This is a genomic window from Ferdinandcohnia sp. SAFN-114, from assembly GCF_059415045.1.
This window is the reverse complement of sequence record NZ_JBPFDQ010000104.1, coordinates 1-17,492: the sequence shown is the minus strand read 5'-3', so window position 1 is coordinate 17,492 and position 17,492 is coordinate 1. Positions and strand designations below refer to the sequence as shown.

Sequence of the window (17,492 nt, the reverse complement as noted above, 5' to 3'; positions counted from 1 at the left end):
GATTTTTTTTGTCTTCTGGTACGACTCTATAAGTTTCGTTTGCACACACGCAGAGCGTGTGGTTTAAAAAGACTAATGAAAAAGGGACAGCTCATATCGCTGTCCCTTGCCTAATAATAATCACTTATTTCTATTTAATGTACTCCACCCGAATAATCGCAAATATCATATAAACAATTGATTCGATTGATGACCACTTTATGGTCGTACATTTCAACAATTCCTTCTCTTTTCCAACTGTTTAAAATACGGTTAACACTTTCACGAGTTGTGCCGATGAAATCACCTAAATCTTTGTTCGTTAGTTCGATTGCAAGTAGGATCCCGTCCTTACACTTAACACCATGTGTTGTGGTTAGTTTAATTAATGTAGATGCCAGTGCCCCTTGTTTGTCAAAAAACAGGAAATCATATAATTTATTTTGCATGATTCGCTGTGTCCAGCCAATCCAACTCATAAATTCAACTGCAAAATTCCCAAATTGATATAATAATTTTTTCAAATCATTAATGTGGATGATGCCGATCTCAGCAGTTTCTTCAACATCTGCACGATAATTATAGTATAGGCTTTCAGCGAAGCCCCCAAATTCTCCAATTAGGCTTCCTTTTTCTTTGATTGATAGTAAGAAGTCTTTTCCTCCTTCTGAGGATACACGGAGTTTCACTCTACCAGACTTAATATAATACATTTCTTTCGCTTCCTCACCATCCCAAAAGAGGTGAGTTCCCGCTCCTACTTTTCTTGTGCGCATAATACTTTGTAATTTATTTAAATTTTCTTCAGATAAAAATTGATCAATGCTTTCATTAATTGACTCTATATGAGGAATCTCGCTACTTAGTTCCTGTAGACTCATTGCCATTTTTGGTTCCCCCTCCGCCATGACTTTATACTATAATCATACGGCCAATAGTGAAAAACCGGTATCAGGGGAACCCCTTAACTTTTGCTCTGAATTCCCCTATTTAATTTCCCGTGACTTTCCCCTAGACAAGCACATTCTCTAGGAACTTCCCCTATGACGGATATAAAATTCATCCTTAATAACCATAAAGTTAAGGGAATTCCCTGACATACAATCTTGAAAAAAAGATTTACAATAGATAGGAAGATGTAAAATTCTAATTACGTTTATATAAAGAAGAAATCACGAACAGGATCGAGGAGAGATTACTCATGGAAGCAATGCAAGTGGAATTTGAACAAAAACTTCATGATTTGTGTACAAATACCTCAAGTGATTTCTCTGCATATGCGAATGTCGATCAAGAAAATCATACAATCCGCTGGGAATATGCTTACGGTTTTACCAATAACCGTTTCAAGAATATGGTCATTCGCCCAGGCAAAGGATTATCCGGATCTGTTGTCCGTTTTGGTATAACAATGGTCCTAGACATTGATACACCGAACCGTCAGAAAACACGACTCCAATATCCAATCATGCTAGCAGAAAACCTCGTTTCAGCTGTTGCAGTCCCAGTTCATGTGAATGGTAAGGTCGCTGGGGTTCTTCTAATCGGCTCACGCTCTGAAGTAAAATACACAACCGAACAAATAGAGTTATTAAAAAAGACAACAAGTGAATTTGCAGAAATAAAAAAATGAATCCCATTGATAGGATTCATTTTTTATTTCCTCTATAAAAATTCTTACCTCAATTAGTGAGGGTGAATTTGACTGTAAACCACCAAAATTTTGTATAGCCTCGTGCGTATGCCTCAATTTTCCTAGCAATAAGATCAAAAACTAGAAACTCACTTCCTGTGGGCATAAAAATCGGGCACATTTTGGGCCCGATTTTTTAACTTTGTTTAACTTGTTTTCCGGTCATGTCACTTAGCATACCGGCGTATTGTACGATATCTCCAGAATCATTTTTAATCGCACTGATTGTTAGCCATTGTAAGTAGTTCGATCCGTCCTTACGTTTGTTCCAGATCTGTCCTTGCCAGAAGCCTTCTGTTTCGATTTTTTTCCAGAGGTCCTCATAAAATTCTTTTGGCTGCTTACCAGATTTAAGAACATTCGGTGTCTTCCCAATAATTTCTTCCTCTGTAAAACCTGTAATAGTCGTAAATGCTGGATTCACAGAAATGATTTTCCCATGTAAATCTGTAACCATGATTCCTTCAGCAGTATGATCAATGACCTGTTTCGAAAGTTCCATTCTTCCATTGTAGTACATCCACACCACAAGAATTAAGCTTGCTAATGCCACCTCTGATAAGGCCATAAATCCGATTGCGTAATGTCCGTTGACATGGTAGAGGATTCCAAGGAGAATAGGTGGGAAAAATCCTCCTAATCCGCCGATTGCTGATACAATACCATTCACAATTCCCGCTTGCTTTTGGAAATACATTGGTACTAATTTAAAAATAACCCCATTTCCCATTCCTGCGCAGAAAGCAATTGTTAAGCATCCGATTGTATACCAACCAATTGATGGAGCAAATGATAGGATCATGGCAGATACCGTATAGCATCCAAATACAAACATTAATAGTTTTAGAGAATGGAAACGGTCCGCAAGCCACCCACCTACTGGTCGCATCAAGGTTGCTAGAACAATAAATCCTGCCGTTCTGATTCCTGCATCAATCTTATCTAAACCGAAATTCTCCACTAAGAAGTTTGGTAAATAGACTGTAAACGCAACGAAAGAACCAAAGGTAATAAAATAGAATAAGCTTAGAAGCCATAGTTTTTCGTTCTTATAGACTCCTCTAATTTGCTCCATTAATGGAGTTTGGACCTTTACTTCCTTTTTATCTCCCAATAAAAAGTTTGCTACGATAAAAATGGCAAGAATGATTAAATATAATTGAACGGTTAAAGACCAACCGATTTTTGTAGCAATCACTGGTGCTGCAAAGGTTGAAATTGCAGTTCCAAGATTCCCCGCACCATAGATTCCGTTCACAAATCCGTGTTTCTCTTTTGGGTAGTATTTAGGCAATGAAGTAACCCCTACTGAGAAAACCGCTCCACCAATTCCCAGAAACAGCCCGCCAATCAATAGGTCAGTTACTGTGTTAGCTATACTAATATAGTAAACTGGGAATAACAATAAAATAAAACTTAGTAAAAAGATGATTCGGGCACCAATTTGATTAGCGTAATATCCAAGTGGAATTCGCAAAATGGAACCAAGTACAACGGGTATTGCGGTTACCAATGCTAATTGATTTGCTGGAATATGGATATCCTCTTTCATAAATGGCAAGAGGGATGATATAAGCACCCAGACCATAAAACCAACAACAAGGTTTAATGTTTGAAGGGGAAGTTGAATTTTCCTAACCATTATGACCACGCACCTTTTTTACGACATAGGTTAATCCAGCCTGCTCATCAAAAGCCGACCAAATCTCATCACTTATTGCTACCTCTGCAGTTAAAGGAACAGCAAAGAACTGCAACCGGTCAAAATAAATGCGAAGGTGGGTCCGATCCGGACAAAGCTCTGTTTTCATAATTTCTTTTTTTACGAATGGGGCTTTATCATCCCCATCTTCATCCAAAATAGAAACTTCCACATTTCCCAAAATAAAAGATTCTAAGCTACTAATTTCAGTTAACTCCACAGCTGCCACACCCTCTCTTAGCAGGATAGATGAACATTTTATACCCTTGAAGGTAGGACCAAAAGGCATCGTCCGCATGTGTTTCGATGTAGTCGATGGTTTCATCCTCGGATTGCCATCTACTCATTCCCTTAACCTCGGCAATCACAATTTCAATGCCTTCCTCCGTCTTTTCCTCTAAGTACCAATTTAGTCGTATGCCCTTAAATAGCTTTGTTAAGAGCTCATTAATTTCTTCTGTAAAATTGCCGGTTGCCTCTCTAATAAAACAAAAATCAAGATACGTTTCACTGTTCATGTACGTCACGCCTTTTTTAACTTTTTGTATATAACCCATGCGACTGGAAATAACACAATGTTTAAGCCACAATAGATCAGCGTATTTACATAGTTTTCATAAAAAAATTGATGCACCATTTTTTGTGTAAAAACAATATTCAATAACAAGATGACGGAAAGGAGGAGTACACCTTGGTAACTACGCTTCATATCGTTTCACCCTCACCGCATAAACTGCACCATTTTCTACCTTTACTTGAATTTCTGGCAATGGACGGCGTGGTGGACCTGCAGTTGGTGCACCCGTTTCTACATCAAAGAATCCATGGTGGCAAGGACAAACCATTTGTCCCTCCTCCTTCACCCAAAAAACAGGGCAACGGAGATGAGTACATGCATTTTGATACGCCACATATTTGTTTTCTGATAGCCTAATTAAAATGGCATCATCATGGTCACCTGGAAAAGTAAAATCAATAGAATCACCCACAGCCAATTTACTCACATCGGTAATTTTTTTATGGGAATATTCTTTTTCTCCAAGTCCCATTAATTCCTTAGCAGCAACAGCCCCCCATGGCAGGGATGAAATTGCAAACACTCCAGCTGCTCCTACTAAAGTCTTCATGAAGCCACGGCGATCAAGGCTTCTTTCATTATTGCGGTTAATATTATGCGTGTAATTATCCTCATTAAAAGGAATTTTATTATTTTTATCAGACGGCATTCCCATCACTCCTTAGCGGATGCTTCCTTTTTGAACATATTTCTAAAATAACTTCTCAATACCTTGTAAAATACCAGGTAAACTTATCTTTACGTTCGTTTCACCTTCAAGAGGCATGCTTGTAACCCATTTTCCATTATCAAGATTATGGTGCTTTTTCTTATTTTCGATCTCTTCATCAGTTAACCACTGGATGGTGTTAGACGGACAAACACTCGCACACATTGGTGGGATGCCATCCTTTGATCGATCGATACAAAGGTCACATTTGTACATTAAGTTTTGCTCTTCATCGAATTTCGGAATTCCATATGGGCACGCAATCGTGCAGTTTTGACAGCCAATGCATTTTTCCACGAGTGCAGATAACACAGCACCTGACTCATGAATTTGAATCGCCTGTGCAGGACAGCTTCTTGCACAAGCTGGGTTTACACAGTGAAGGCACATAAGTGGCATGGTCTGTCTGTTCACGAGCGGATTCACATCATATACGTAGTTTCGGTTTCGTTGTTCATGCCCACCGCATTGTGTACACGCCGCAAGACAAGAGCGGCAACCGATACAGTTTTCAAGTTCTAAGTAAAGCCGTTTTTGCATTTACTGCACCTTCTTTGCAACTAATTTTTCAATCTGGGCAGCACATGCCTTGAACTCTGGCATTCTTGACATCGGATCAAGCGCTGCTATTGTCAATAGATTAATAGATTCCTCATGACCAAAATGATAAGGAACAAATACTGTATCTTTTCGGATCGCTTCCGTGATTTTCACTTTATAAATACTTTCGCCCCTTCTTGTAAAAAGGCGAACACGTTCTTCATGTTGAATATCATATTTTGCCGCCAATTCTGGATGAACTTCTACATATGGCTCTGGACACATATCATGCAGAAATGAAATTCGTCTTGTTTGGTTTCCAGATAAGTAGTGGTATACGACACGTCCTGTTGTTAAGCGAAGTGGATAGTTTTCATCCGGTTCTTCTGCTGGTGGACGATATGGCAATGCACAAATTTTCGCTTTTCCGTCTGGGTGATAGAATTTCTTATCAAGGAACATATGTGGTGTTCCCTTGTCTTCCTCATCACGGCACGGCCAAAATACGCCATCTTGCTTTTCGATTTTATCCCATGTCGCACCGTAATAATCGGCATACCCACCTTTACTCGCGAGTCGGAATTCATCGGCTACATCTCTAGCCGTTTTTAAGTGTGAAAAATATTCCCCTCTACCTAGTCGCTCTGCAAGTTCGACCTGCATTTGCCAGTCAGGCTTGGATTCACCAATCGGTTCTTGTGCTTTATTGATCTTAATAATACGACCCTCTATATTTGTAACCGTTCCTTCATCTTCAGACCATGTCACAGACGGAAGAACGACATCTGCAAACTCTGCTGACTCTGATAGGTAAAAGTCTGCACATACCATGAAGTCTAGTGATTTAAGTGCCTTTCTGACGAAGTTTAAGTTTGGTGCTGATACTGCTGGATTTGAGCAAAGGAGATAGAGTCCACGAATTGTCTTTTGATCCATTAATTCAAACATTTCATATGCAGAAACACCTGGTTTTGGCATTTCTTCTGGAGTAATCCCCCAAACACTGCAAACTTCCTTAACATGCTCTGGATTCGTCAGTTTGCGATAGCCTGGTAGCAGGTCTGATTTTTGACCATGTTCCCTTCCACCTTGCCCATTTCCTTGACCTGTAAAAGTGGCAACGCCTGATTTTGGACGGCCAATTTTTCCTGTAATTAGAGCCATATTTGTATATCCAGATACATTATCAACGCCTTTATGTTGTTGCTCAATACCGCGTGCAAACATCACAACCGCATTCGGTGCTTTACCATAAATTTCAGCAGCGCGGATAATCTTTTCAGGTGCGATTCCAGTTAACTCGCTTGTGTATTCTGGTGTGAATTCCTTCACAAGTTCCTTCGTCTCTTCAAAGCCATTCGTATGATTGGCAATAAATTCTTCATCTGTGTAGCCATTTTCAATTAGTAAATGTAAAATCCCGTTTGCTAGAGCTAAATCCGTACCTGGTTTTAGATCAAGGTGTACATCTGCTCTTCTTGCTATCGGAGTTTCGCGCGGATCCACGACAATGATGTAGCCGCCTCGTTCCTGTACATTCCAAACACGGAACATGGAAGTTGGATGACACTCTGCTGTGTTGCTTCCTGCTATAAACAAACAATCCGTTTCATGGATATCCGTCCATGGTAATGTCGATCCACGGTCAACCCCAAAGGAGCGAAGGAATCCACCGGCAGCACTAGACATACAGAAACGTCCATTGTAATCAATGTAGCGAGTCCCTAGTGCAACCCGAGCAAACTTTCCTGTTAAATAACATTTTTCATTTGTCATCGATACTCCGCTGAAGACGGATAATGAATCCTTGCCGTGTTCTGCTTGCAACTTCTTGAAGTTCTTTACGATTAGATCATAGGCTTCATCCCAGCTTGCTTCCCGAAATCCTTCTTTTGTTCCTTTTAAGGAAGCATCATCACGGATAAGCGGTTTTAAGATTCGGTCTTTGTGGTTCGTTTGCTGGTATGCCGTTACCCCTTTCGGACACATTTTTCCAACGGTTACTGGCCAATCATAGCGCGGTTCAACCCCTACAATTTTGTTGGTGGTTATATTGACTCGTAAATTCATTCCACATTGCATTCCGCAATAGCTACAATGTGTTTTTATTAATTTTTCGTTCGGATGATTGACATTTTTAACTTCTTTAAAAAACTTATCCCTTTGCATTCTGATTTGCCTCCTTGACTTTAACCTCGTGGGTTGGGAAGCCGGAAAATTGTGCAATCCGGTATTTTCTGCGACATGGAAGACACATTTCTGCTAAATGATGGCCTTCTCTAGTTTTAAAATGAATATCGTTCACATCAAGTACATTGATGACATCTTGTGACTGTTCAGTTGATACAAAACCTTCACCACAAACCTTACATTTCTTCGTTTCTTTTTCTGCATAATGCTCACGATAGTTTCTTGCAAACACACTCATAGGTCGGAATGGAATATGTGCAAGTTTTCCGAATGGCAGGTAAATCAATGTGATAATCACTGACCATTGGTGGATGAGTGACATCACTGGCTGACCTGCACCATGTAAGAAAATATTCATAAAGGTTAAAAGTAAACCGGTAACGCTGACTAATAACAGCATATAAAGTGGCAGCAAGTCATACATGAATTTTTGTTCAGCTCTTGCTTGTAGATTTTTCATACGTCGGTACAATGCCATACAAACTCCTGCAATTACCATTACTGCGGTGATATTTAAGGCATTATAAGATAGATTTGCGATGATACCATCTGCTGGTACCGTCAAGACCTGTATCCCCATCGCAATGATGTTGTAAAAGCCATTCTCGTCCATCGTAAAATACATCCAACCGAAGACAAGTGGAAATGTAACAAAACAAGAAAGGATGCAACCCCCACCGATTAAAATATGTTGGGTCCATCGGTAAATTCCCCTATTCCAAATGAAATTGTAAGTAGCTAAATGCTCCACAGATGTTTTTGGAGTCGATTTTCGAAATAAAAGTTTGATACCTTTTTTAATAATGATTTTCGTTGGCGGTCTTTCTCCCCAAGCAATGAAGCGGTAAAAGAAGCCCCCAATGAATACAATGGTTCCTACCATATAGCCGTAAAGATTTAAGTCAACATGTGTAAACATTCTCGTTCCAATAAATGATAAAACCGCCAGCCCTAGCACAGATAAAAACATGGACTTGGCAAACTTTGATGCAAACGCGTTATTATAAGCTGGTGTTTGCTTTTTTTGGATTGCTGCAGCTTTTGCCTGCATACGAACTCCTCCTCAATCAATTAACATAAACCTATTGTAGAAGAAGTGTGATTTAAAACATATCAGGGAACCCCCCTATCTTTGGACGAAAAACCCCTTATTTGTAACAATTCCTTGAACGATTGATTTTTCAAAATAACCGCCAGAACGTGCTATAATGGAACTATTGTGAATGGAAAACGTCGGATTCGTTTTAGGGGGAGGAATATCATGGTTAAATTACTAATAGTGGACGACCATGCCGTTGTCCGTTCGGGACTGATGATGCTATTAAACGGGAAAAATAATATAGAAGTAATTGGGGAAGCATCTGAAGGAGACGAAGCAATTCAAAAAGCAAAAGAATTAAACCCTGATGTCGTGTTAATGGATTTAAGCATGCCTCATGGAAAAGATGGATTAACAGCAACACAGGAGCTTCATGAACTCATGCCAAACATCGCCATCCTCATTTTAACAATGCACGATGATGAGGAATACTTATTTAGGGCAATTCAATCTGGAGCATCAGGCTATATTTTAAAAAATGCTCCACACGAGGATCTGTTGGGAGCAATTGAATCTGTTTCCACAGGGAATGCCTATTTAACACCCTCTGCAACAAAGGTTTTGATGAGTGGATATTTGGACCGCGTCAAAAAGGGAGATAATGCTGACACCTTCGCATTGCTTTCAGAACGGGAAAAAGAAGTGCTCGAATGGATTGCAAAGGGTTATTCAAATAAAGAAATTGCCGAGCGTTTAGTGATTAGTGTTAAAACCGTTGAATCACATAAAAGCAATTTAATGGAGAAGCTCGGGTTGAAATCTCGACCAGAGCTTGTGAAATACGCAATGAAGAAAGGATTATTGCATTTTGAATAAAATTGACCGACTCAAACACCAATCTGAAATTGGCGGCCCAAATGCTTTGAAGCTTTTGGCCGATCTAGAAAAACATATTGAAGACCCTGCTTTTCGCGAAGATGTTGAGAAGTCATTACGTCATCTTGCCGATTTAACCTTTGCATTAGATGAATCCTCGATTGTTGCAATCACAGATCGCCAAGGAAAAATTCAATATATCAATAATAAATTCTGCGAAATCTCAAAGTTTTCGAGGGATGAGTTAATGGGCCAGGACCACCGAATCATTAATTCCGGCCATCATGACAAGGAATTCTGGAAAGAAATGTGGCGTACGATTGGGTCTGGCCATGTCTGGAAAGGTGAAATTAAGAACAAAGCAAAGGACGGATCATTTTATTGGGTCGATACAACGATTGTTCCCATTTTATCCGAAAACGGACGCCCCAATCAGTATTTGGCCGTACGACATGAGGTTACCGCACTAAAAGAAACACAGGAAGAGCTAAAAAGCATGATGACCCGAGTCATTAGCATCCAAGAAGAAGAACGCAAACGTTTTTCACGCGAACTTCATGATGGCATTGGTCAGAGTATGTTTTCATTATTGATTCAACTCGATCAATTGCTTAGTGAAAAGCCAGATGAACGCCTCGGCCGTTTGCGTCAGGATGTTTCCTTTATGATGGAGGACATCCGCAGTCTTGCCTGGGAGCTTCGCCCTTCAGTGTTGGATGATCTCGGTGTCGTTCCAGCACTTCGAAAATATATTGAACACTACTCCCAACATTACGGAATTGACGTGGAGTTCGAATGTACATTAAAGACACGCCTTGATATTCATAAGGAAACAACCATTTATCGCGTTGTTCAAGAGGCGCTAACCAATATCGCCAAATATGCCAATGTAGCAGAAGCCGTTGTTAAGATTCAAGAAGGCGAATCGGACGTTACCGTAGAAGTAATCGACAAAGGCCAGGGCTTTACAGTTGATGAAAAAGGAAACGGTGTGGGCCTCTTCAGCATGGAAGAACGTGCTCGAGGGGTCAGTGGTAGCATTACCTTGAAATCTGAGGTTGATAAAGGTACTTCGTTAGTGTTAGTGGTACCGAAGTAGATGTTTGAAGTGTTGAGTGATGCTTGCCCCAGTTGTTGTGGGGCGGGCATTTTTTCATTTTGAGACCATCAGCCCTTAAGTCTGGCTTTAAATCTACTAAATTTTCAAATATAATAAAGATAATTACTAGAAAGGATGTATGCTATGATTTTAAAACACCGAACAAAACCAGATGAACTAATTCTACTAGAGTTATTAGACAAGCGAAGTGAATTATCTAGCAAGGATATGCAGTACTTTTCAAATCTAAAAAAAGGATACGATGGAGAATTACTCTTCGATATCTTGACGGAACAACTTCACAGCGAATGCCTACTATTAAATGATTTGTTATTGGAAGTGAATAACACAATCTTCCAAATAGACAACCTTAACCTGATCAATGGAAAAATTCACTTTTATGAGGTTAAAAATTATGAAGGCGACTACTATTATGAGTCGAATAAATTATTCAAGAAACCTAAACAAGAAGTGAGCAACCCCCTACTTCAATTAAGTAGAAGCGAAACTCTATTAAATCAGTTACTTCGCAGCCATGGATGTCACCTCCCTATTGAAGCTTCAGTTATTTTTATCAATCCATCATTCACTCTCTATCAAGCACCCCTAAATTTACCGGTAATCTTTCCAACTCAAATCAAGAACCACATGAAAACATTGGACACAAACCCTGTAAAAATAAATGAAAAACAGAAAAAAATAGCAGATTTATTAATGTCTTTGCATATCACCAAATCCCCATTTACTAAGATTCCAAGTTACCATTACGAGCAGCTTCAAAAAGGGATTACTTGTGAGAAATGTGATTCATTTTCTGTTGTGGTTGAAGGTAAAAAATGCAAATGTAAAGAGTGCGAGCATAAAGAATCGGTGACAAACGCTGTATTAAGATCTGTTAAAGAGTATCAGATACTGTTCCCCGAGGAAAAAATAACGACCAATCTTGTTTATGATTGGTGTCAGGTAGTTCCTACAAAGAAGTGGATTCGGCAAATTTTAAAGAAAAATTATAAACTAGTAGGCGTTCACCAGTGGGCATATTTTGAATAAAAAAATCGTTTCTAATAAGTTGGGTGCTTAATTAGTCCTTCGTCCAATTGTATGAAGGACTTTACGTGCGGGCTTAAGCTGCGTACGGGACTTCATCCACTCTATGAAGGACTTTACGTGGCTGCTCTAGCTCTGCGCGGGACCTCATCCACTCTATGAAGGACTTTACGCGGCTGCTCTAGCTCTGCGCGGGACTTCATCCACTCTATGAAGGACTTTACGCCGCTGCTCTAGCTCTGCACGGGACCTCATCCACTCTATGAAGGACTTTACGCGGCTACTCTAGCTCTGCGCGGGACTTCATCCACTCTATGAAGGACTTTACGCGGCTACTCTAGCTCTGCGCGGGACTTCATCCGCTCTATGAAGGACTTTACGTGGCTGCTCTAGCTCTGCGCGGGACTTCATCCGCTCTATGAAGGACTTTACGCGGCTGCTCTAGCTCTGCACGGGACTTCATCCACTCTATGAAGGACTTTACGCCGCTGCTCTAGCTCTGCACGGGACTTCATCCACTCTATGAAGGACTTTACGTGGCTGCTCTGGCTTCGTGCGGGACTTCATCTGCTCTATGAAGGACTTTATGAGCGTGCTCTAGCTCCGCCTGGGACTTCAACAACAAAAATACTGATCGAGCTTCGACCATATCCGCTACTGCAACACTCCAATCTAAAAAGCCCTACTTGATCTTGCCCCCTTCTAACTAATTATCCCCAAACCAAAAAACCCCAATCCACTCTTAAAGCGAATCGGGGTTCCCTATATAAAAACAATTATTTTACTGCTTTTACCCAGTCAGCTGCGAATTTTTCTAAGCCTTGGTCTGTAAGTGGGTGCTTAGTAAGTTGCTCAATTACAGAGTATGGAATCGTTGCAATGTGCGCACCAGCTAGAGCTACACGAGTAACGTGGTCTGGGTGTCTTACAGATGCAGCGATGATTTGAGAGTCTAGGTTGTGAACACGGAATAGCTCTGCAATTTTTGCTACAAGCTGTACGCCATCTTCAGAGATGTCGTCAAGACGACCTAAGAATGGAGATACATAAGTTGCACCAGCACGAGCTGCTAATAGAGCTTGGTTCATCGTGAAAATTAATGTAACGTTCGTTTTAACACCTTTTTGAGAAAGGTAACGAGTTGCTTCTAATCCAGCCACTGTCATTGGAACTTTGATAGTGATGTTTTTGTCGCCACCGTTGATTTTGATAAGCTCTTCAGCTTCTGCGATCATTTGTTCAGCAGTTTCAGCATCTGGAGATACTTCAGCAGATACACTTTCAACTTCTGGCACAGCTTGAAGGATTTCAGCAATGCGGTCTTCGAATTTAACGCCTTCTTTTACAACAAGTGATGGGTTCGTTGTAACACCAGATAGTACACCCATTTTATACGCTTTTTTAATGTCATCTAGATTAGCTGTATCGATAAAAAATTTCATTTCTTTTTCCCTCCAGTATCTTATCTTCCATATTGTTAGAAACATTTGACTCACCTATACTTATTGGTGGGTCAAATGAGTTAGTAAAAAATTACAGTACTTCTTTAAAGTTCTTTACTACATTCTCTACAGTAAAGCCGTATTCTTGTAGAAGTTTACCAGCTGGTGCAGATGCTCCAAATGTGTTAACTGCAAGAACTTTACCTTGGTCGCCAACGAATTCTTTCCATCCTAGTGGAGAAGCCATTTCGATTCCAAGACGAGCCTTAACAGCTTTTGGAAGAACTGATTCTTTGTATTCTGCAGATTGCTTTTCGAAGCGATCCCAGCTTGGCATACTTACTACTGATACAAAAATGCCCTCTTTTTCAAGCTCTTTTTGAGCTTCAATTGCTAATGAAACTTCAGAACCTGTTGCAAGTAATAGACCCGCAACTTCTCCTTTTGCTTCAGAAACAACGTAAGCACCTTTTTTAACACCTTCATATACAACTTCTTGATCAAGCTCTAAAGTAGGTAAACCTTGACGAGTTAATACAAGTGCTGTTGGTGTGTCAGTACTTTCAACTGCTAAGCGCCATGCTGCAGCTGTTTCTTTTGCGTCAGCTGGACGTAGAATAGAAAGACCTGGCATTGCACGTAATGCAGCTAATTGCTCAACAGGCTCATGAGTTGGGCCGTCTTCACCAACTGCAATTGAATCATGTGTAAATACATATGTTACAGGTAGCTTCATTAAAGCTGCTAGACGGATTGCTGGACGTAGGTAATCAGAGAATACGAAGAAAGTTGCTCCGAATACTTTTACGCCACCGTGAAGTGCCATACCGTTGATAGCCGCACCCATTGCAAATTCTCTAACACCAAACCAGATGTTACGAGCAGCAAAGCTGTCGATTGCATAGTTCTTTTCAGAAGTGATAAGGGTTTTGTTTGATCCTGCTAAGTCTGCTGAACCACCGATTAATTGTGGAATTGCAGTAGCAGCAGCATTTAATGCTTTACCTGAAGCATCACGAGTTGCAACTGAAGATCCAGCTTCAAAGCTTGGTAATGAAGCTTCCCAGTTCTCAGGCAGCTCGCCATTTAATGCCATTTCAAATTGATTTGCTAATTCAGGGTATTCTTTTTTATATTCTGCAAATAATTCATTCCAAACACTTTCTTTTTGCTTGCCAGCTTCTACGAATTGGCTGTAGTGTTCTTTCACTTCTTCTGGTACGAAGAATGGCTCTTCATAAGTCCAGCCGTATGATTCTTTTGTTAAAGTAACTTCATCTTTACCAAGTGGAGCACCGTGTGAAGCCGATTTTCCACCTTTGTTTGGGGAACCGAAACCGATTGTTGTTTTAACTTCAATTAATGTTGGACGGTTTAGATCAGCTTTTGCTTCTTGTAATGCTTTTTGAATTTCTTCTGTATCATTACCATTTTCAACGCGGATTACTTGCCAGCCGTATGCTTTAAAGCGATCTTCAACACTTTCAGAGAAAGAAAGGTTTAAATCACCATCTAATGAAATATCGTTTGAATCGTACATCACGATAAGACGACCTAATTTTAAGTGACCAGCTAGTGAAGCTGCTTCTGCGGAAACACCTTCCATTAAGTCTCCATCACCACAAATTGCATATGTAAAGTGGTTAACTAATTCATAATTGTCTTTGTTATAAGTTTCAGCAAGATGTCTTTCTGCCATTGCCATACCAACAGACATTGCAACACCTTGGCCAAGTGGACCTGTAGTTGCTTCAACACCTGGAGTATGACCAAACTCAGGATGTCCTGGAGTTCTACTTCCCCATTGACGGAAAGCTTTCAAATCATCCATAGTTACATCGTAACCGAATAAATGTAGTAAGCTATATAAAAGCATGGAACCATGTCCAGCTGATAATACAAAGCGGTCGCGGTTGAACCAGTTTGGATTTGCAGGGTTATGATTCATTTCTTTTGCCCAAAGAGTGTAAGCCATTGGAGCTGCACCCATTGGCATTCCTGGGTGTCCAGAATTTGCTTTCTCTACACCATCAATTGATAGAGTTCGAATCGTATTAATTGCTAACAAATCTAATTCTTTGTTATTTAAAGCTGTTTTCATGTAACCACACTCCTAAACTATTAAAATAGTAATACTATTATGTTTCCTTTTTATACCCTACCTAAAAAATCAAATCTTTTCAATCTTAAAAATAAGTTGTATAATTAATTCGTTCACTAAACAAATTATAACCATTTATAATGTACCACCCTAGCCTTTATTCGTCAATTATCTAAATACAAACAATTATGTCAAATGTAAATTTAGTTTTTTTGAAAGCGTCATCATAGAAAAAACTTCACATATTGCCATTCATTATGTATAACTTAATGATGAAATCTTCTTTTTAAAATTTTGTTGTACCAACTACCAGATGGAGGATTTGTATGATTACTGGAGATGCAGCATATATAAAAAAAATAAATCGCTCGCTTATTTTAGAAAAAATAGTTCAAGAAGGCATGATCTCAAGGGCTGACATTTCCAAAGCAACAGCACTTACAAGGGCCACCGTTTCTGCACAGGTTGCTGATTTATTAGATGAAGACTTAATCATTGAAACTCAGCTAGAGCATAATAATGTTGGGCGAAAGCCAATTATGCTTTCATTAAACGCTAGGGCCGGATATGCGCTGGGAATAGATGTGGACTACAACCATATCTCATTCACAATATCGGACTTGCTTGGGAGGCTTGTTTTCGAAAAGACGATCGAATGTAAAAACCGAGCCTATGAGGACATTCTTCAGATATTAATTGAACAAATCAATTTACTTGATGAGGAATACAGTGATAATCGTTATGGTATTATCGGTGTCGTAATTGCAATTCACGGACTTGTTGGAAAAGATGAAAAGATTCATTTTGTGCCTCGATTCTTGTGGCGTTCTGTTAATTTGAAGGAAGACCTTGAAAAAGCATGCGAGCTCGAGATACATATCGAAAACAATGCAAATATGTCCGCTTTTGCTGAAAGGGTATTTCTTCACCATGAAACAAACAGCCTATTATGCACCACGATTTATTCTGGAATCGGGCTTGGGATCATTATGGACAATCATTTCTTTCGCGGAAATGACGGGTTTGCAGGTGAAATCGGTCATATGATCGTCGTTCCACACGGACGCTCATGTTCTTGTGGTAATGAAGGGTGCTGGGAACAATATGCTTCAGAGTCCGTCTTTTTAGAAAATATAAGAGTGGAAAAAGGTCTTTCCTCTTTTACATATGATGACTTGAAAGAGCTAATTGAGGAAAATGACAAGGAGATCCTTGAGCGTCTCGAACACTTTATTTACTACCTATCCATTGGATTAAATAATATGATCAACATGTATAATCCCGATACAATTATACTTGATGGAGAAATCTTACGTCTTTACCCTGATTCTATAAAAAAAATAGAAGAGAATTTATCCTCTTCTATCAGTCACTATCGTGAATTATCGGTTTCAACTTTAGGCAAAAGAACCGTTCGAATGGGTGCATGTGCCTTTGCAATCAAACGCTTTTTACGCGTACCCATTTTAAATTTAAATTATAAAAATGAATAACCTTCTAAGGAGCAGTAGTCTGCTCCTTATTACACGTTCAGATCTCTTTTTTTATAAAAAACATAGGTTAGTGCTGTTAAAATGACGGTCAAACAAACGGAGATCATGACGAAAACAGCCTCAAACCCATCCCCAGTTAGCATATTTTCCGCTGTAAAATATTTGAATGGAACAACATATTTAAGGACTTCAAGTTTTTCACTTAAATCAATGACAATCGATAAAATAAATGTTAGTAGCAGGATTCCTGTAGCAATGGGTGCTGCTCGTTTCGGCTTCCGGATAGTTGCTGCAAGTGCAGAACCAAGCACTAAAAATAGGATTTGTAAAATAAACATTCCGCCCATTAACTTAAGTAGATCCTCAATCCCATGATCCATTTCAAAAATCAAAATCGTTGCAATGGTTGTAACAGCGTTAAAAACGACAAGATTTATAAAAGCTGCTACTAGCTTCATGGTAATTACCTTCGTACGTGTAATAGGTTTTACAAATAAAAATTCAAAGGTCTTATCCCGCTCTTCCTTTGCAATGATTGAAGCCCCCATCATCGAGGCATGTATTGTCGCCATCAAAAGCAAATATAAATACAGAACCGCGAAATACCCTATCGGGGTCGATAAATCTAACGTACCCGTCCCCATTAATGCTTGAAGAGCTTTTGGCATCGACTCAACAAGTTCATTCAAGGATTGCCCAGATGAAGAAAGGCTTGAGTATTCAGTGTTTCCCATGAATATTAAAAGGACAAGTCCAATGCTCCAAATGATGAGAGACTTACGGTATGCCTTCATTTCTCTTAAAAATACATTCATGCAAAGTCCCCCCTTTCTTATACAGAATGGATATCTTTTTTCGTATAGTAGATATAGCTCGCGATAATTGCAACAACCACAATCCCTAATCCAACTAATAAAAAAGCTCCCTCATATTGAACTGACCTAGCCAAATGAGACATATATAAAACACCTATCCATATTAAATTTAACACTTTTTCATTAATTT

16 protein-coding genes are annotated in these 17,492 nt (G+C 39.5%); 5 read left to right on the top strand and 11 right to left on the bottom strand.

Features of this window, described 5'->3' with window-relative positions:
* Positions 1 to 134 precede the first annotated feature (134 nt).
* Positions 135 to 866 (bottom strand): Crp/Fnr family transcriptional regulator, encoded by a 732-nt coding sequence (locus ACR65M_RS23385; RefSeq protein ID WP_341329889.1) that lies wholly within the window; start codon positions 864 to 866, stop codon positions 135 to 137.
* A 314-nt stretch (positions 867 to 1,180) separates the two neighbouring features.
* Here ACR65M_RS23385 and ACR65M_RS23380 point away from each other — a divergent pair, with 314 nt between their 5' ends.
* On the top strand, positions 1,181 to 1,612 hold the full coding sequence (locus tag ACR65M_RS23380) for a GAF domain-containing protein (RefSeq protein ID WP_341329888.1): 432 nt from the start codon (positions 1,181 to 1,183) through the stop codon (positions 1,610 to 1,612).
* Positions 1,613 to 1,808: 196 nt separating this feature from the next.
* Here ACR65M_RS23380 and ACR65M_RS23375 read toward each other — a convergent pair whose 3' ends face one another.
* From ACR65M_RS23375 to ACR65M_RS23345, 7 genes are all read right to left on the bottom strand, one after another.
* Positions 1,809 to 3,314 (bottom strand): nitrate/nitrite transporter, encoded by a 1,506-nt coding sequence (locus ACR65M_RS23375; RefSeq protein WP_440274536.1) that lies wholly within the window; start codon positions 3,312 to 3,314, stop codon positions 1,809 to 1,811.
* Positions 3,307 to 3,594, bottom strand: a complete 288-nt coding sequence (locus tag ACR65M_RS23370; protein WP_341329886.1) for a hypothetical protein — start codon at positions 3,592 to 3,594, stop codon at positions 3,307 to 3,309. Before ACR65M_RS23370 ends, ACR65M_RS23375 begins: the two co-directional genes overlap by 8 nt.
* Positions 3,581 to 3,892, bottom strand: coding sequence for a hypothetical protein (locus ACR65M_RS23365; RefSeq protein WP_121446794.1), 312 nt, complete (start codon positions 3,890 to 3,892; stop codon positions 3,581 to 3,583). The genes ACR65M_RS23370 and ACR65M_RS23365 overlap by 14 nt, the downstream gene beginning before the upstream one ends.
* Before the next feature lie 180 nt (positions 3,893 to 4,072).
* Complete coding sequence (locus ACR65M_RS23360) at positions 4,073 to 4,600, bottom strand: Rieske (2Fe-2S) protein (RefSeq protein ID WP_341329885.1); 528 nt, start codon at positions 4,598 to 4,600, stop codon at positions 4,073 to 4,075.
* Positions 4,601 to 4,642: 42 nt separating this feature from the next.
* Complete coding sequence (locus ACR65M_RS23355) at positions 4,643 to 5,200, bottom strand: 4Fe-4S dicluster domain-containing protein (RefSeq protein ID WP_121446797.1); 558 nt, start codon at positions 5,198 to 5,200, stop codon at positions 4,643 to 4,645.
* Positions 5,201 to 7,369 (bottom strand): molybdopterin oxidoreductase family protein, encoded by a 2,169-nt coding sequence (locus tag ACR65M_RS23350; protein ID WP_341329884.1) that lies wholly within the window; start codon positions 7,367 to 7,369, stop codon positions 5,201 to 5,203.
* Positions 7,356 to 8,441 carry a hypothetical protein gene (locus ACR65M_RS23345; protein ID WP_341329883.1) on the bottom strand — a complete coding sequence of 362 codons (1,086 nt, stop codon included), beginning with the start codon at positions 8,439 to 8,441 and terminating at the stop codon, positions 7,356 to 7,358. The genes ACR65M_RS23350 and ACR65M_RS23345 overlap by 14 nt, the downstream gene beginning before the upstream one ends.
* A 210-nt stretch (positions 8,442 to 8,651) precedes the next feature.
* Here ACR65M_RS23345 and ACR65M_RS23340 point away from each other — a divergent pair, with 210 nt between their 5' ends.
* The 3 genes from ACR65M_RS23340 (at position 8,652) to ACR65M_RS23330 (ending at position 11,454) form a co-directional block, all read left to right on the top strand.
* Positions 8,652 to 9,305 (top strand): response regulator, encoded by a 654-nt coding sequence (locus tag ACR65M_RS23340; RefSeq protein ID WP_341329882.1) that lies wholly within the window; start codon positions 8,652 to 8,654, stop codon positions 9,303 to 9,305.
* Positions 9,298 to 10,404, top strand: a complete 1,107-nt coding sequence (locus ACR65M_RS23335; protein ID WP_341329881.1) for a PAS domain-containing sensor histidine kinase — start codon at positions 9,298 to 9,300, stop codon at positions 10,402 to 10,404. Before ACR65M_RS23340 ends, ACR65M_RS23335 begins: the two co-directional genes overlap by 8 nt.
* Before the next feature lie 144 nt (positions 10,405 to 10,548).
* Positions 10,549 to 11,454: a nuclease-related domain-containing protein gene (locus tag ACR65M_RS23330; protein WP_341329880.1), complete on the top strand. Its 906-nt coding sequence runs from the start codon at positions 10,549 to 10,551 to the stop codon at positions 11,452 to 11,454.
* Positions 11,455 to 12,227: 773 nt separating this feature from the next.
* Here ACR65M_RS23330 and fsa read toward each other — a convergent pair.
* A complete protein-coding gene (fsa, locus tag ACR65M_RS23325; RefSeq protein WP_121446803.1) occupies positions 12,228 to 12,893 on the bottom strand; it encodes a fructose-6-phosphate aldolase in 666 nt (221 codons plus the stop codon).
* 91 nt (positions 12,894 to 12,984) lie between these two features.
* Positions 12,985 to 14,994 carry a transketolase gene (gene tkt / locus ACR65M_RS23320; RefSeq protein ID WP_440274535.1) on the bottom strand — a complete coding sequence of 670 codons (2,010 nt, stop codon included), beginning with the start codon at positions 14,992 to 14,994 and terminating at the stop codon, positions 12,985 to 12,987.
* A gap of 326 nt (positions 14,995 to 15,320) precedes the next feature.
* Here tkt and ACR65M_RS23315 point away from each other — a divergent pair, with 326 nt between their 5' ends.
* Entirely contained in the window at positions 15,321 to 16,487 is a 1,167-nt protein-coding gene (locus ACR65M_RS23315; protein ID WP_341329878.1) for an ROK family protein, read from the top strand.
* A gap of 29 nt (positions 16,488 to 16,516) precedes the next feature.
* Here the strand turns inward: ACR65M_RS23315 and ACR65M_RS23310 are convergent, their stop codons facing one another.
* The gene (locus ACR65M_RS23310) at positions 16,517 to 17,302 is read right to left on the bottom strand and encodes a DUF2705 family protein (protein WP_341329877.1); all 786 of its coding nucleotides are present in this window, start codon (positions 17,300 to 17,302) and stop codon (positions 16,517 to 16,519) included.
* Positions 17,303 to 17,492 lie beyond the last annotated feature (190 nt).

Bases quoted from the DNA above. Each gene is read 5' to 3' on its own strand.
- ACR65M_RS23385 (WP_341329889.1), bottom strand. From the start codon at position 866: ATGGCAATGAGTCTACAGGAACTAAGTAGCGAGATTCCTCATATAGAG.
- ACR65M_RS23380 (WP_341329888.1), top strand. From the start codon at position 1,181: ATGGAAGCAATGCAAGTGGAATTTGAACAAAAACTTCATGATTTGTGT.
- ACR65M_RS23375 (WP_440274536.1), bottom strand. From the start codon at position 3,314: ATGGTTAGGAAAATTCAACTTCCCCTTCAAACATTAAACCTTGTTGTT.
- ACR65M_RS23365 (WP_121446794.1), bottom strand. From the start codon at position 3,892: ATGAACAGTGAAACGTATCTTGATTTTTGTTTTATTAGAGAGGCAACC.
- ACR65M_RS23360 (WP_341329885.1), bottom strand. From the start codon at position 4,600: ATGCCGTCTGATAAAAATAATAAAATTCCTTTTAATGAGGATAATTAC.
- ACR65M_RS23355 (WP_121446797.1), bottom strand. From the start codon at position 5,200: ATGCAAAAACGGCTTTACTTAGAACTTGAAAACTGTATCGGTTGCCGC.
- ACR65M_RS23350 (WP_341329884.1), bottom strand. From the start codon at position 7,369: ATGCAAAGGGATAAGTTTTTTAAAGAAGTTAAAAATGTCAATCATCCG.
- ACR65M_RS23345 (WP_341329883.1), bottom strand. From the start codon at position 8,441: ATGCAGGCAAAAGCTGCAGCAATCCAAAAAAAGCAAACACCAGCTTAT.
- ACR65M_RS23340 (WP_341329882.1), top strand. From the start codon at position 8,652: ATGGTTAAATTACTAATAGTGGACGACCATGCCGTTGTCCGTTCGGGA.
- ACR65M_RS23330 (WP_341329880.1), top strand. From the start codon at position 10,549: ATGATTTTAAAACACCGAACAAAACCAGATGAACTAATTCTACTAGAG.
- fsa (WP_121446803.1), bottom strand. From the start codon at position 12,893: ATGAAATTTTTTATCGATACAGCTAATCTAGATGACATTAAAAAAGCG.
- tkt (WP_440274535.1), bottom strand. From the start codon at position 14,994: ATGAAAACAGCTTTAAATAACAAAGAATTAGATTTGTTAGCAATTAAT.
- ACR65M_RS23315 (WP_341329878.1), top strand. From the start codon at position 15,321: ATGATTACTGGAGATGCAGCATATATAAAAAAAATAAATCGCTCGCTT.
- ACR65M_RS23310 (WP_341329877.1), bottom strand. From the start codon at position 17,302: ATGAATGTATTTTTAAGAGAAATGAAGGCATACCGTAAGTCTCTCATC.